Origin of the sequence: Nonomuraea sp. NPDC049419 (genome assembly GCF_040676995.1) — a bacterium.
GTDB classification, from domain to species: Bacteria; Actinomycetota; Actinomycetes; order Streptosporangiales; family Streptosporangiaceae; genus Nonomuraea; species Nonomuraea salmonea.
Window position 1 is genome coordinate 366021 of sequence record NZ_JBFAQB010000005.1, and the last position, 13799, is coordinate 379819.

Annotated in this window: 13 protein-coding genes; 2 read left to right on the forward strand and 11 right to left on the reverse strand. The window is 71.8% G+C overall.

Annotated features, from left to right (window positions below; genetic code table 11):
• Positions 1-11: 11 nt before the first annotated feature.
• The 11 genes from AB0K12_RS18940 to AB0K12_RS18990 all read right to left on the reverse strand — a co-directional run bounded on the left by AB0K12_RS18940 (position 12) and on the right by AB0K12_RS18990 (position 12354).
• Positions 12-791 carry an electron transfer flavoprotein subunit beta/FixA family protein gene (locus AB0K12_RS18940; protein ID WP_364562297.1) on the reverse strand — a complete coding sequence of 260 codons (780 nt, stop codon included), beginning with the start codon at positions 789-791 and terminating at the stop codon, positions 12-14.
• A 219-nt stretch (positions 792-1010) separates the two neighbouring features.
• Positions 1011-2231, reverse strand: a complete 1221-nt coding sequence (locus tag AB0K12_RS18945; protein WP_364562299.1) for a serine/threonine-protein kinase — start codon at positions 2229-2231, stop codon at positions 1011-1013.
• Between the two features lie 35 nt (positions 2232-2266).
• Positions 2267-4045, reverse strand: coding sequence for a serine/threonine-protein kinase (locus tag AB0K12_RS18950; protein WP_364562302.1), 1779 nt, complete (start codon positions 4043-4045; stop codon positions 2267-2269).
• A gap of 16 nt (positions 4046-4061) precedes the next feature.
• A complete protein-coding gene (locus AB0K12_RS18955) occupies positions 4062-6170 on the reverse strand; it encodes a protein kinase (RefSeq protein ID WP_364562305.1) in 2109 nt (702 codons plus the stop codon).
• A 133-nt stretch (positions 6171-6303) separates the two neighbouring features.
• Positions 6304-6822 carry a YbaK/EbsC family protein gene (locus tag AB0K12_RS18960; protein ID WP_364562308.1) on the reverse strand — a complete coding sequence of 173 codons (519 nt, stop codon included), beginning with the start codon at positions 6820-6822 and terminating at the stop codon, positions 6304-6306.
• Between the two features lie 57 nt (positions 6823-6879).
• Positions 6880-8439: a flavin monoamine oxidase family protein gene (locus tag AB0K12_RS18965; protein ID WP_364562311.1), complete on the reverse strand. Its 1560-nt coding sequence runs from the start codon at positions 8437-8439 to the stop codon at positions 6880-6882.
• A complete protein-coding gene (locus AB0K12_RS18970) occupies positions 8432-9274 on the reverse strand; it encodes a M55 family metallopeptidase (protein WP_364562314.1) in 843 nt (280 codons plus the stop codon). The genes AB0K12_RS18965 and AB0K12_RS18970 overlap by 8 nt, the downstream gene beginning before the upstream one ends.
• Complete coding sequence (locus tag AB0K12_RS18975) at positions 9271-10491, reverse strand: DUF6395 domain-containing protein (RefSeq protein ID WP_364562317.1); 1221 nt, start codon at positions 10489-10491, stop codon at positions 9271-9273. Before AB0K12_RS18975 ends, AB0K12_RS18970 begins: the two co-directional genes overlap by 4 nt.
• Positions 10482-10823, reverse strand: a complete 342-nt coding sequence (locus AB0K12_RS18980; RefSeq protein WP_364562320.1) for a hypothetical protein — start codon at positions 10821-10823, stop codon at positions 10482-10484. The genes AB0K12_RS18975 and AB0K12_RS18980 overlap by 10 nt, the downstream gene beginning before the upstream one ends.
• A 76-nt stretch (positions 10824-10899) precedes the next feature.
• The gene (locus tag AB0K12_RS18985; RefSeq protein WP_364562323.1) at positions 10900-11673 is read right to left on the reverse strand and encodes an enoyl-CoA hydratase-related protein; all 774 of its coding nucleotides are present in this window, start codon (positions 11671-11673) and stop codon (positions 10900-10902) included.
• 24 nt (positions 11674-11697) lie between these two features.
• Complete coding sequence (locus tag AB0K12_RS18990; RefSeq protein ID WP_364562326.1) at positions 11698-12354, reverse strand: endonuclease; 657 nt, start codon at positions 12352-12354, stop codon at positions 11698-11700.
• A gap of 93 nt (positions 12355-12447) precedes the next feature.
• On the opposite strand from AB0K12_RS18990, the gene AB0K12_RS18995 reads away from it, so the two are divergent.
• Positions 12448-12732 carry a Fe-S cluster assembly protein HesB gene (locus AB0K12_RS18995; protein ID WP_345389333.1) on the forward strand — a complete coding sequence of 95 codons (285 nt, stop codon included), beginning with the start codon at positions 12448-12450 and terminating at the stop codon, positions 12730-12732.
• Positions 12733-13085: 353 nt separating this feature from the next.
• Positions 13086-13793 (forward strand): hypothetical protein, encoded by a 708-nt coding sequence (locus AB0K12_RS19000; RefSeq protein WP_364562330.1) that lies wholly within the window; start codon positions 13086-13088, stop codon positions 13791-13793.
• Positions 13794-13799 lie beyond the last annotated feature (6 nt).

Consider the following 13799-nt stretch of genomic DNA (forward strand, 5'->3'; position numbering starts at 1 on the left):
ATCCCCCGTTCTCAGATGAACTTCTTGGAAGCCAGGAAGTCGGCCGCGTTCGCGCCGCCGTCGCCCTCGTCCTTGACGATCGTGCCGGCCGCGCGCGGCGGGGCCGGGGCGAAGTCGACCACCTCGGACCAGGCGGCGCCCAGGCCGACCTGGTCGGCGTCGATGGAGGCGTCGCCAATGGCGAGCGTCTCGACCGGCTTCTTCTTGGCCGCCATGATGCCCTTGAACGACGGGTAGCGCGGCTCGTTGATCTTCTCGACCACGGAGACGACGGCGGGCAGCGTGGCCTCGACGCGGTCGTAGCCGTAGTCGGCCAGCCGCTGCACGGTGATCGTGCCGCCGTCGACCTCGACCTTGTTGGCGAGCGTGAGCTGCGGGGTGCCGAGCCGCTCCGCCAGCATGGCCGGCAGCATGCCGGTGCGGGCGTCGGTGGACTCGGAGCCCAGGATGACCAGGTCGAACCCGATCTTCTTGAGCACCTGCGCCATCGCGTACGAGGTGGACAGCGCGTCGGAGCCGTGGAGCGCGTCGTCGCTCAGGTGGACGGCCTTGTCGGCGCCCATGGCCAGGGCCTTGCGGATGGTCTCGGTGGCTCTGGCGGGGCCCATGGTCAGGACGGTGACCTCACCGCCGTGGGCCTCCTTCAGCTTGAGCGCCTCCTCGACCGCGTACTCGTCAAGCTCGTTGACCACGCCGTCGGCGGCGTCCCGGTCGAGCGTGTTGTCATCGGACCGCAGCTTGCGCTCGGTCGCCGTGTCGGGGACCTGCTTCACGCAGACGACGATGTTCATGGCCGGTGGCCGACCTCCCGTAGTTCGCCTGCGCCCCCGCCTCGTTGCGGTGGGCGCCGAATCCATCTGTCCAGACTGCCAGGTGCCCCGGGGGCATCCGACAGAGGGTCTGCCGAGGTTTCGCCGTTATGTTACCCATGGGTAGCTTCCGCGCAAACCGAGCACGGCGGCTTGCCCCTACCATACCGAACTTTATTCGGTCAGCACCTGTGACATCTCTTACGCCGACAGCAGGAACACGACCCCCACCACCAGCGCCGTACCCGCGAACAAGGCCAGCGTGAACGCGCTGAACCACGTCGCCAGCCCGAAGCAGAGCCCCACCGTCCCCGCCACGCTGAGCAGATTCGCGATCATCCGGCTGCGCCGGTAGGGGCCCTTCGAGAACAGCGCCACCCCCGCGTCGCTCACCACGGCCAGCGCGTACGCCGCCAGCAGGAACAACGACACCTCGGGCAGCGGCTCCCGCGCGGCCGCCGCCAGCAGCGCCACGAACAGCGCCGACCCGATCAGCCACCGCCTGCGCACCTTCTCCCGGTGCCGCGCCCTGGACTCCTCCACAGAGCGCCGGTGCTGCTCCTTGACCGGCGGCCGGATCTCCCTGGTGCTCATCTCGTCGTGCTCGGCGACCCGGGGACGTACGGGCCCGAGGCGCGGAGGCGGCACGTGGGCGACGGGCGCCACGCCGAGCCGGTCGCAGATCTGGGCGGCCGTGGGCCGCCGCGCCGGATCGGTGGACAGGCACTCGCGTAACAGCGGCTCCAGCCAGCCCGGCGCGCCCTCCAGGTCGGGCGGGTGGTGCACGACCCGGTAGGCGACGGCGGAGGCGGGACCCTGCCCGTACGGCTGCCGCCCGGTGGCCGCGTACGCCAGCGTCGCCCCGAACGAGAACACGTCGGCCTCCACCCCGGCGGGCCGCCCCTCCAGCACCTCGGGCGCCAGGTAGCCGGGCGTGCCGACGACCGCCCCCGAGGCGGTGACGGACAGCGAGTCGAGCGCGCTGGCGATGCCGAAGTCGATCACGACGGGCTCGCCCTCGGTCATCATGACGTTGGCCGGCTTGAGATCGCGGTGGACGACCCCCGCATCGTGCATGGCGAGCAGCGCGTCGGCCAGCCCGGCGGCCAGCCGCCGCAGGTCGGCGACCGGCACGGGCACGGCGCTCAGCGGGCGGCCCTGGACGTAGCGGGTGACGAGGTAGGGGCGGTCACCGTCGAGCGAGGCGTCGAGCACCTCGGCGATGTGCGGGCCGCCGACGATGCGCATGGTCTCGACCTCGCGGGCCAGCCTGGCGAGCGCCCCGCCGTCGGCGGCGACATGGGGATGGAGCACCTTGACCGCGACCGTACGCCCCTCGGCGTCGAGCGCCAGGTGCACCTCGCCGAAGCCGCCGGACCCGAGACGGGAGAGAAGCTCGTACGGGCCGAGGTGCTCGCTCATACTTCATCTCTCCCCCCGTGGGACCAGGCGGACACTCAGGACCAGGGATTCAGGAAGCTCAGCCCCAGACCGTCCATCAGGCTGCCGATCAGGCCGGTGATCAGGCCGATCGTGCTCTGCCTGGCCTCGTTGGCGAGGCTGTCGATCACCGATTCCGGAGCTCGCCACGGATACCAGTCGGTGGCCTGCCCCATCGCGAACATGACGGCGAACAGCGCCGCGGTGCCCACCAGCAGCACCGCGATCAGCGCCGCGCCGGGACTGCGCAGCACGCCGGTGAGCGTGCGGGTGACGGCCTTGCGCGGGGCGCCGCCGCCGGGCAGCACGAACAGGCCGGCGGTGAAGGCGCCCGCCGCGTACGCGGCCGCCTCGTTGATGGTGAACGGCCCGGCGAGGTGCAGCACGCCCCAGACGCACACGCCGAACAGCAGGGCCAGCGGCACGTGCACGACCGTGACGAGCGCGGACTTGATCAGCGCCCACGGCGTGCCGACCAGGACGAGCAGCGGGTCGGCGGCACTGCTGCCGCGCACCTGCCGCCGCTTGACCATGTCGCCGAACAGGTATTCGCCGATGCGCAGGACGAGCGCCAGCGCGACGGCGATCGCGCCCGCCATGACCGGCATCACCACGCTCAGCGCCACCAGCGTGACCAGCAGCAGCAGGCCCACGACCTGGCTGCCGAACAGGTAGCGCTTGCGCTCGGCGGGCGGGGTGTACTGCGGCGGTGGCGGCTCGTAGGGCCTGGCCTGTGGCTGTGGTCGGGGCGCGGGGTAACCGGCCACGCGCTGGTCGGGGCGCGGCGCGGGCGGCCTGGCGGCCATCGGCGCGGGCACGTAGGGGGGCGGGCGCTCCTCGCGCCTGGTGGGCGTCGGTGAGGGCGGGGGCGGCGGGGCGGCCTTGCCGTACTCGACCGGCGGCAGCAGGTCGGAGAAGGTGTCCATGGTGCGGGTGCGGTCGGCCAGCCGCTTGGTGCCGGTCGGCCCGTCGAAGGACGCCTCGTTGAACGTCGTCACCGACGGGTCGAGCGCCCTGGCCATGCGCAGCAGCTCGGGCGCGCTCGGCCGGGCCTCGGCGTCGACGTGGAGCGCCCTGCTCAGCCAGCCGCGCAGCCAGGCGGGCGCCTTGTCGAGCTGGGCCCGCCCTTCCATGATGTTGAAGCAGACCGACTCGAACGTCCCCGTGCCGAACGGCGGCGCCCCGGTGGCGGCGAAGAACACCGTGGAGGCCAGCGCGTGCACGTCGGCGGCCTGGGTGATCTCGGAGTCGCGGATGATCTCGGGCGCGAGGTAGCCGGGCGTGCCGACGAACATGCCGGTCTGGGTCAGCCGGGTGGCGTTGACCAGGTGGGCGATGCCGAAGTCGATGACCAGCGGCTCGCCGTCGACCAGCATGACGTTGGACGGCTTGAAGTCGCGGTGGATCACGTCGGCCGCGTGGATGGCCACCAGCGCCTGGCAGAGCCCCTGAGCGAGCCTGATGACCTGGCGGGCCTCCAGCGGCCCCTCGGTCAGCACGGTGTCCTCGAGCGTGCGGCCCGGCGCGAACCTGGTCACGACGTAGGGCTGGCCGCCCACGAGCTCGGCGTCGATGACCTCCGCGACGTAGGGGCTGCGCACCCTGCGCATGGTCTCGACCTCGCGGGTGAGCCGGTCGCGCGCCTTGAGGTCGGCGGCGACGTGGGGATGCAGGACCTTGATGGCGACTTCCCTGCCCGCGCCGTCGAGGCCGAGGTGGACGACCCCCATGCCACCTTCGCCGATCTTCCTGACCAGGCGGTAGGGCCCGAGGCGTTCTGGTGCTTGGGTGTTCATCGCCACCTTCCCCGCGTCATCCCCCGGAATTCCCCCTCAACCCTTCCAGCTGCTCCACCACTGCGTCGACGTTCAGCGGAGTCCATACACCGGCCCCCTTTGGCTTGTCCCCGAACGTGCCGTAAGCGAGGATCAGCGAGAGCGCGGCCGCGGCCACCAGGACTCCCGCCATCACCATCGCCGCTGTTCTCGAGGGTACGAGCGATGAGAGCGTTCTGCGCATCTGTTTGCCCGGGCCTTCCACTCCTGGGCCGGCGCAGACCGTCCACAGGGCGATGGATGCCCCCCAGGCCAGAGCGTAATAAGGGCTCATGTTCACGACGACGGTGAGCAGCAGCGTCACCGGCAGCCCGAGGATGAGCGCGTAGAGCGTGAGCGCCAGCGTGATGCCGACCGATTTGGCGAGCACGGCGGGGTAGGCGAAGACCCTGACCACGTCGAGTGCCGCCGCTCCCGCCGCCCTGCGGGCCGTCAGCTGCGGCTGCGCCAGGTCGGCGGCGCGCAGCAGGATGACCGCGGGCAGCGCCAGGACGGCCACGATGACGGGAGCCCGCACGGCCGCCACGATCATCAGGACCAGCAGCATGGCCGCGGAGACGCCGTACGCGCGGGAGCGCTGCAGCACCCGGCCGGGCGGCACGCTCGGGATGTACGGCTCGCGCATGGTGCTCGGGTCGGGCTGCTGCTGCGGGTAGGGCTGCGGCTGCGCCGGGATGTACGGCGGCGGCTGCAGCGGCATCGGGTTGGGCCGCGCATAGTCGGACCGGCCTGCGTTGGGATGGCCTGCGTTGGGATGGCTCACATGGGGGTGACCCGCGTTGGGGTGACCCGCGTGCGGCAGGCCCGGGTGCGGCTGGCTCGGGTGCGGCCGGCTCGGGTTGGGCTGGCTCAGGTTGGGCTGACTCAGGTTGGGCGCCGGCGGCTGGGTGAGGCTCCGGAACTCGGGCGAGTCGGGGCGTACGCGCCGGGTGGGCACGTCACCCTCGCCCGCCGGCGGCGGCACGGGAAGCCCCTGCTGAGGCAGGCTCTGGCTCTGCGGCGGCTTGCCGAGACCGGCCTCGCGCTGGATGCGCCGCAGCTCCTCGGGCGAGACCCGGCGGGTCGGCCACGGGTCGGGCTGGTCCGGCAGCAGCGAAACGTATTGCTGCTCGGGCTGGGCGGGCGGCGGCACCGGCGGGCTCGCCTGGTGGTCCTGGCCCTCCAGCAGCCGCCGCGGCGTCACCGGCGGGGTGGAGACGTCGTACGACGGCTTGTCGCTCACCCGCGGCGGGACCGCGCGCGAGCCGTCGGTGCGCGGCACCGTGGAGATCTCGTCGGGCGCGTCGCCCGGCGGCGGCTTGGGCAGCATGCGGGCGGTCTGCTCGGCCAGCTCGGCGGCCTTGGGCCGCTTGGCGGGGTTGCGCGAGAACGCGGCCTTGAGCAGCGGCCGCAGCTCGGCAGGCGCGGCGCTGATGTCGGCCTTGCCCGCGGTGATGTTGTAGAAGATCATCTCCAGCGTGCCCTTGCCGAAGGGCGGCTGGCCGGTGCCGGCGTAGAGCAGGGTGCCGGCCCACGCGTGGATGTCGACCTCGGGGCCGGCCTCCTGGCCCTCGATGATCTCGGGCGCGAGGTAGCCGGGCGTGCCGATGAACATGCCGGTCTGCGTCAGCCTGGTGGCGTCGACCGCCTGGGCGATGCCGAAGTCGATCAGCACGGGCTCGCCGTCGAGGATGAGCACGTTGCCCGGCTTGAGGTCGCGGTGGATCACGCCGACCGAGTGGACGGCGGCCAGCGCGGTGGCCACCCCGTGCGCGACCTTGACCAGCGCGGGCAGGTCGAGCGGGCCGTCGTCCTTGACGATCTCGTCGAGCGGCCGGCCCGGCACGTAGCGGGTGACGATGTAGGGGCGATGACCGGTGACGTCGGCGTCGAGCACCTCGGCGATGTATTTGCTGCGCACCCTGCGCATGGTCTCGACCTCGCGCGAGAGCCGCCGCCTGGCGACCTCGTCGCCGGCGACCTCCGCGCGCAGGACCTTGACCGCCACCTGCCGACCCTGGGGGTCGACAGCGAGGTGGACAACGCCCATCCCGCCTTCACCGAGCCGCCTGAGCAGCCGGTAAGGGCCTAGTCGGTCATCGTTCATGGCATGAAGCACCATACCGGCTTAATCCCCGCCCACGAGATGAACCATGAGGCCACATTCCCACTCGTACAACGTCCAAGAAGCCCTCTCCGGTTTCCCAAACGACGGTCTCGAAATGGCCTCGATTCCGCCGTCAGCCGGCCAGGGAGAGCACCTCCGCCTTCTTCAGCCCGGCCAGGGTGGCGCCCGAGACCGCGAGCTTCGACCTGCGCACGCCGCTGCCGATCACCACGCGCGGCTGCTCGGCGACCCTGGTGTCGACCAGGACGGGCCACTCCTCGGGCAGGCCGAGGGGGGTGATGCCGCCGTATTCCATGCCGGTGCGCTCGACCGCGTCTGCCATCGGCGCGAAGCTCGCCTTGCGGGCGTCGAGATGCCTGCGCACGACGCCGTTGACGTCGACCCGCATCGTCGCGAGCACCATGCAGGCGGCGTAGCGCGTCTCGCCGCCCCGCTTGGCCGCCACCACGACGCAGTTGGCGGACTCGTCGAGTGACACGCCGTAGCGCTCGCAGAACGCCGCCGTGTCGGCCAGCTCGGGGTCGATCTCGGCCACCTCGACGCCCTCCAGGTCAGCGACGGCACGCGCCACCGGGTCGGCCAGGAGGTCGGGCCGTACGGTCGCGGGCACCCACTGCAACGTCATCTCCAACTCCTCGTCTCGCTTCTCCTGACGAGCCTATTGCGGCCGCCGGAGCAGCGTGCGACGTCACGGAGACCGCAACACGCGCTGGTGCAGCCCGGTGACGACGGCGCGGGCCGACTCCATGGCCCCCGCCTGCCAGGCGATGAGGTGGGTGAGCCAGTCGCCCGCGAAGTAGACCCTTCCTGCCGGACGTTGCAGAAGAGTGAACGACGGATCAAAGGAGGGCCAGCGCACCCAGCCGCCCAGGATGTGCTCCTGCCGGTGCCAGGCGATGGAGGCGCTGCCCAGGACGTTCTGGCGGTATTTCTCGCCGTGGATCTTCTTGCCCTGGGTGAGCGCCCTGCGCCTGCGGTCCTCAGGGGTGAGCGCGCCGTACAGCTCGGCCTCGGGGCCGGTGTTGTAGTAGCCGACGAGCAGGCCGCGCTCGGCGTGGTAGTCGTGCGAGGGGTACCAGATGTGGGTGATGTCGAGGTCGGTCTCGGTGACGCCGCCGTAGATGCGGTCCTCGCGCTCCCACCAGCGGGTGCCGTACTCCAGGCCGATCTTGCCGGCGGCGACCGGGACGGGGGTGGCCAGGGCGCCGGTCACCTGGGCGCCGAGGTTGTGCGGGATCTTGGCGAGGACGTGCGGCGGGAGCGCGGCGATGCAGTAGTCGGCCTTGAGCACGCCGCCGGTGTAGGAGACCTCGACGCCGTCGTCCATCGTGGTGATCTTGGTGACCTTGGCGCCGGTCTTGATCCGGTCCGTGCCGACGGCCTCCTGCAGCCTGGTGACGATCGCGTCCATGCCGCCGACCGGCTGGAACATGGGAGTGGCCTGCTCGTAGCCGAAGTCGTTGGTGATCGCGCGGCCGGTGCCGGCGGCCAGCACCTGGCGGAGGGTGCCGGGGGCGTCGAGCGGGGTGCCGCCGTCGACGGCGGGAAACTTCTCGAAGCCGCGCCGGGGCGAGCCCTCGTACTCGTGCCTGGGTCCGAGGTCGCCGAATCGCCGCAGGAACTCCAGCAGGCGTTCCCTGTCGTCCTTGGTGAGGGTCCTGTTCAGGGCGCCGGAGTCGGTGACTTTCGCGAGGAGTTCGGCGACATATCCGTATATGTCGGCGCGGGCGGTGCGGGCTCTGACCGTCCTGTTGTCGACGTGCACGTACGCCGCCGCGTTCGAGTTGACGAACGTCTCGATCGGGATGCCCAGCTCGCGGCAGTAGTCGAGGGTGACCATCCACGGCGCGATGCGGCCGGGCCCGGCGTTGAAGTAGACGCCCTCGCCGAACGTGACCTCCTGAGCCGGGCCGTTCAGCTCGGTCAGGCGGTCGCCGCCGCGCAGCGTGAGGTTCCTGCCGCCGGCCTTGGGCCGCGCTTCGAGCAGCGTGCAGTCGTAGCCGGCCTTGCCCAGCTCGTACGCCGCCGTCAGCCCCGCCACCCCGGCCCCCAGGATGACCACGCTGGCCGACGCCTTGCCGCGCAGCGTGAAGTCGCCCGCGCGCGGCGGCGTGAACTCCTTGTCCTGCCCGGTGGGGGCGAGGCCGAGCGCGCCCATGGCGGCGTACATGGCGCCCGCGCCCCCCGCCGCGCCGATCCCGACGAGCAGGCCGCGCCGGGTGAGCGCGGCCCCCTTGCCGTCAGCCATAGGGCCCGCTGCCGCACGCGACCTGGCCGCCGATCGTGGCGAAGATCCCGAACAGGGCCATGATCTGGGCGAAGTCGTCGGTGGTGAACTCGGTGTGGCGGGTGCCCACCTGCTTGACGCCCGGCACCAGCGAGACGGCGGCGGCGATGGCGGTCGAGTTCCACTCCACGCCCAGCGTGTACGGCGCCGGCACCACGTACGGCGTGAAGTCGCTCAACCGGCCCAGCGCCCGCGCGGTGGCCTCACGGATCCTGCCCTGGGCCACGCTCGGCGGCAGCAGCTCGGCCGAGAACTTGTCGATGCCCTTCTTGACCGCCACGGTCTCGACGTCGCCGAGCAGCTCGCGGGCCTCCTCGCCGACCGCCTCGTCCCCGGTCACCAGGACGACCGGCACCCCGTGGAACCCGGCGCACGCCGCCACCAGCCGGGTCTCGCCGCACAGGTCGCCGTTGAGGTAGACGTTCTGGATCTCCTTGCCCATCCAGGTGTGGTTGAGCACGCCGTCGGGCACCCCGGCACGGGCGTGGTAGCCGACGAAGCAGGCCGCCTGGAACGTCCCGTCGAGGCCCTGCGCCATCCGCTGCGCCTTGCCCGGCCCCCTGATGAGGCTGGCCCGCGGGTCGAGCAGGTCGATCCTGAGGTTCTTGGTGGAGCCGTGGGCGTCGTTGACCAGCACGCTGTCCGCCCCGGCCGCGAACGCGCCCTCGACCGCCGCGTTCGCGTCGGCCGTCATCAGCTCGCAGCCGCGCTCGTAGCCGCGCTTGCCGGCGTGCATCTCCTCCGGGTCGGTCAGCCCGGTCACGCCCTCCATGTCCACCGACAGGTAAACCTTCACGCCCCTGCTCCACTCCCCCAGGTCTCCACCTGGCGCACTTCCGGCTCCGTCATCAACCCGATGTTCGCCTCGACGAACGCGGCCGCCTCCGCGCGCCACGGCTCAGGGATCTCCTCCAGGGCCGGCGGGTAGCAGTGGTCGAGCCAGCTCGTCGCCTCCTCGCTGACGTCGAAGTAGTCGAGCGCGGGCGCGAGGACGGTCTTCTCGATGCCGGGGACGCGGGAGAGCCCGTACTGGATCATCTCCTGGCCGCCGTACGGCGGTTTCTTGAGGTATTTCCTGACCGACGGGTGCTCGGCCTTCATCGGCGAGTCCAGCGGGCGGCGCTCGACGGCGGCCTGGATGAGCTCCTTGTAGAAGCACTTGCCGCACGTGCGGCAGGGGCCGTCCACGCCCTGAAGGCACCAGCGGACCTGCTCGCGCAGCGGCGAGCCGAGCGCGAGACGCATGGTGACCGCCTCGCTGACGCCGCCGACGGGCAGCACGATGTGCAGGCCCGCCGCCGCGAATAAGCGCCCCCAGCGGCCGTGCGGCGCCCACATGGGGTTGTCGGGGGTGAAGCGGCCCAGGTAGCGGTCGCCGCCGAGCCAGCGCGAGCCCAGCTCGTAGCCGAAGCCGAGGCCGCCCAGGTCGAGCTGGTCGGCCAGCAGCAGCGCGCCGGCGGCGACCGCGTGGTGCTCGGGGTAGCCGGGGCGGGGCTCGGCCAGGGTGTATTCGAGGTCGGAGCTGACCGTGGTCAGCTCGCGGCCGGTCTTGGCGGCCAGCTTGGCCAGCACGTCGGAGCGGTAGTGGGGCCAGCGGTTCGGTACGCGCGGATGCGCCACCCGCTGGAAGTGAACAAACGGGGCATCCGGGTACATCGTGGCCGCCGCGACCGAGTCGGCGCCGCCGCTGTAGGAGATGGCCAGCCGCGACCCCGGCCGCCGCCGCTCCGCGCCCACCGGGCCCGCCTCGACGCCGAAGCCGTCGTGCAGCACCTCGGCCAGCTCGGCGGAGATCGCCCGGTCGAACGTGACGCGCCGGCGCGTCCACGGGGCCACGACCGTCCAGGCGGCGACGGCGTACAGGTCGGGGTGTGCGTCCTCGGGGACCCCGGTGATCGAGCAGGAGTTGATGGCCAGCTTGATCGGGTAGTCGTCGGAGGCCCTGCCGGTGATCTCGTCCTCGGAGTCGAGACGGAAGCTCAGCTGCGCGGCGCCCGTCCAGGTCACGCGCACGGCTGCTCCTCGGCGCGGCCCCGCTCGTCACGCAGCTGGTCGATGGCCTGCCAGACGAGGACCTCGTTCTGCAGCACGCCGTCCAGCGCCTTGGCGGTCTCCTGGGCGAGCCGGTGGGTCTCGTCGACCTTCTTCTTGTCGATCACGGGCGGGCGGACCTTGCGCAGCCGCTCGACCTCCTCCTGGAGGGTCTGCATCTCCCGCCGCAGCGTCTGCACCTCCCAGAGCGCGTCCCTGATGTCCTGCCGGTGATCGGCGATCGAGATGTAGCGGGAGTCGAACCACGTGCGCACGGCCTTTCTGAGCCGTGCGGGGACCAGGACGCGCTTCATGGAAGGCCACCATAGTGGTAAACGAATCCCGCTATGGACGGGCGTAACCGAATGTGATGGCTTCGGGGGGAATCGCTCAGCGGCCCGTGAACTTCGGCTTGGATCGCTCGGTGAAGGCGCGCATGCCGGCCTTCGCGTCCTCGGTGGCGAACATGCCGGAGAACTGCAGCCGCTCGATCTCCAGGCCCGTCTCCAGGTCGGTCTCCAGGCCCTGGTCGATGGCCTGCTTGGCGGCGCGCAGCGCCACGGCGGGCCCGCCGACGAACGTGGCGGCCCATTCGAGCGCGGCGGTGTAGACCTGCTCGTCCGGCACCACGCGATCGACCAGCCCGATGGCGAGCGCCTCCGCGGCGTCGACGTGGCGGCCGGAGAAGATGAGGTCCTTCGCCCGCGCGGGGCCGATCAGCCGGGGCAGGCGCTGGGTGCCGCCCGCGCCGGGGATGAGGCCGAGCTGCACCTCGGGCTGGCCCAGCTTGGCCGACTCGCCCGCCACCCGGAAGTCGGCGCACAGCGCCAGCTCGCAGCCGCCGCCCAGGGCGTAGCCCGTGATGGCGGCGATGACCGGCTTGCCGATGCGGGCGATCGCGGTCAGCGCGCCCTGGAGGGTGACGGAGTGGGCGGACATCTCGACGTACGACATGTCGGACATCTCCTTGATGTCCGCGCCGGCGGCGAACACCCGCGCGCCGCCGTACAGGATCACCGCATGCACCTGCGGGTCGGCGTCGATCAGCGCGGCCGCCTCGGCGAGCTCACGCTGCACCTGAGCGTTGAGCGCGTTCATCTTCGGACGGTCTAGACGAATCGTGGCGATCTGGTCGGCCACCTCGACGCTGACGAACTCACCCATGACCCAGAACCTAACAGCCGCCGATCACCGCGCGGCAGCCGCCTTCACCTCGTCCACGGACTTCTTGCTCCGCGCCACCCTGACGAGCGCGGCCGACAGGCGCGCCAGCTCGTCGCCGGACCCGGCGAGCTTGGCGAGCGGCCCCGCCTGCCGCGGCAGGCCCAGCTTGCCCGCGCCGTCCAGCACCCGCCGGTCCAGGTGCGGCGCGACCTGCGGCCAGACGGCCTGGACCTCGCGCAGGAAGATGTCGGCCCCCGTCGGGCCGATGCCGGGGAACTCGGTCAGCAGCTCCGCGATCCGCCGCTCGTCGCCGCCCGCCTCGTCGCGCAGCCGCCGCAGGTCGCCCTTCCACCGGTCGAGGAGCAGCTCCGCGCCGTCGCCGAGCATCGTGGCCGTGCGCTCGTCGTAGCGGCGGTAGTGGCCGCGGCCCAGCGCGTCCACCCGGTCCTGCCAGCTCGCCTCGCACATGCCCTTGGGCGTGCCGTACCCGGCGGCGAACAGCTCCTTCGCCGCCGCCACCGCCACGTCGGCCGAGATGCGGGCGCTCAGCAGCGTCGCGAGCACCAGCAGCTCGTAGAGCGGTTTCGGGCGGTCGGCGAGTTTGATGCCGGCCTCGCCCGCGTACGTGCGGCCGTAACGGTCGAGCAGCGCCTCCAGCACGGCTTCATCGGTCTTCGCCATGCCGTCCCCGCTACCCGGCGCTGCCCGGCGCATGTGTTTGCTGCTCCGAGGTGGGGGGAGTCGGAGGGTTCCAAGAGGACAAAGGAGCAGGTCGTGCTGACATTGACCGATAACGCCGTGGTCGCCATCCGCGACCTCTTGGTCGGGGAGAACGTGCCCGCCGACGCGGGCCTGCGCATCGCCCCGAAGGCAGACGAGGCAGGAACGCTGGAGGTCACGCTGGCGAGCACGCCGCACGCCGGTGACCAGGTCGTCGAGAAGGAGGACGTACGGGTGTTCGTCGCCGAGGACGCCGTACGGATCCTCGACGACAAGTCGCTGGACGCCCAGCCGGGCAGGCCGGGGCAACCCTCGTTCCGGCTCGACCGGCGCGGCTGACGCGGACGCTGTGAGAGGGGGACGCAGCGGACGTTTCGTGTCACGATGACGGCGCGTCCTTTCCAGGGAGTGTCCGATGTGTCACGACCCGCTGCTTCCTCCGTCCGTGGCCGCCGCGCTCACCGACTACCGCTCGTTACGTGACGCGCACGACGTCCGCTGGGCGAACCGCCCCTCTCGTACGTGGTCCAGGCGTGGACCACCCTCTACCTCCGCGACGACGCCTTCTGGGGGGTGACACCCCGCGAGCACCGGCGTGGCGCGGGGGCAAGGTGAAGCCGCAGCGGGTCTATGATGTTGGAAAGTAAAGCGGCGGGAGGTCGGGCGTGCGGATGTCGCAGTGGGCTCACGACATGTTCGGACAGCGGGCGTCCCTGGTCAGGGAGTGCGTCGCCGAGGCGTTGTCGGTGGCCGCCGACAACGCGCGCGAGGCCCAGGAGGTCGCGCGCACCGATCATCTGCACCCGTTCGGGTTCACGCTCATGTCGCGCAAGTTCGAGGCGCTGGCCGAGGCGTTCCAGGACCTCGGTGACGTGCGCATCGTCAAGCCAGGCGGCTCCCAGCACGAGCTGGTGGCGCTCGACGGCACGCTGCTGTTCCCGTTCCGCTACGCCAAAGACCGCGCGGGCAGCGTGATGAGCGCCCGCATCGGCGACGGGCGGCCGTCGGCGCTGGTGCAGGCGCTGTTCAACCGGTTCGGGCCGGAGCCGCGCATGCGGCAGCTCGCGCTGCACGACGTCGCTCCTCACGCGGTGCCGGTGGCCGAGGCGCTCGGCGACCTGCCCGACGACACCCGCCTCGTGCTGATCGCGTACGCGGCCAACGCCCACGCCGGGCTGCTCGACGCCTGGTGGGGCGAGGCCGAGCTGCTCGACCGCCTCGGCAGCCTGCGCTGGCACCACTGCGAGGAGATCCCGCTCACCCAGGAGGCCGCCGCGCTCACCCAGGGCGACACCGCGGCGGCGTTCGACCAGGGCGCGCTCCCCTCCCCCGAGCTCAACCCCCGCTCGGCCGCCCCCGCCCCCATCCCTCTCTGGCCGGAAGCCGCCGGCGGTGCGTGACCCCGG

Excerpts from the sequence above, each read along its gene's own strand:
- AB0K12_RS18940 (WP_364562297.1), bottom strand. The coding sequence starts at position 791 with ATGAACATCGTCGTCTGCGTGAAGCAGGTCCCCGACACGGCGACCGAG.
- AB0K12_RS18945 (WP_364562299.1), bottom strand. The coding sequence starts at position 2,231 with ATGAGCGAGCACCTCGGCCCGTACGAGCTTCTCTCCCGTCTCGGGTCC.
- AB0K12_RS18950 (WP_364562302.1), bottom strand. The coding sequence starts at position 4,045 with ATGAACACCCAAGCACCAGAACGCCTCGGGCCCTACCGCCTGGTCAGG.
- AB0K12_RS18955 (WP_364562305.1), bottom strand. The coding sequence starts at position 6,170 with ATGAACGATGACCGACTAGGCCCTTACCGGCTGCTCAGGCGGCTCGGT.
- AB0K12_RS18965 (WP_364562311.1), bottom strand. The coding sequence starts at position 8,439 with ATGGCTGACGGCAAGGGGGCCGCGCTCACCCGGCGCGGCCTGCTCGTC.
- AB0K12_RS18980 (WP_364562320.1), bottom strand. The coding sequence starts at position 10,823 with ATGAAGCGCGTCCTGGTCCCCGCACGGCTCAGAAAGGCCGTGCGCACG.
- AB0K12_RS18985 (WP_364562323.1), bottom strand. The coding sequence starts at position 11,673 with ATGGGTGAGTTCGTCAGCGTCGAGGTGGCCGACCAGATCGCCACGATT.
- AB0K12_RS18990 (WP_364562326.1), bottom strand. The coding sequence starts at position 12,354 with ATGGCGAAGACCGATGAAGCCGTGCTGGAGGCGCTGCTCGACCGTTAC.
- AB0K12_RS19000 (WP_364562330.1), top strand. The coding sequence starts at position 13,086 with ATGTTCGGACAGCGGGCGTCCCTGGTCAGGGAGTGCGTCGCCGAGGCG.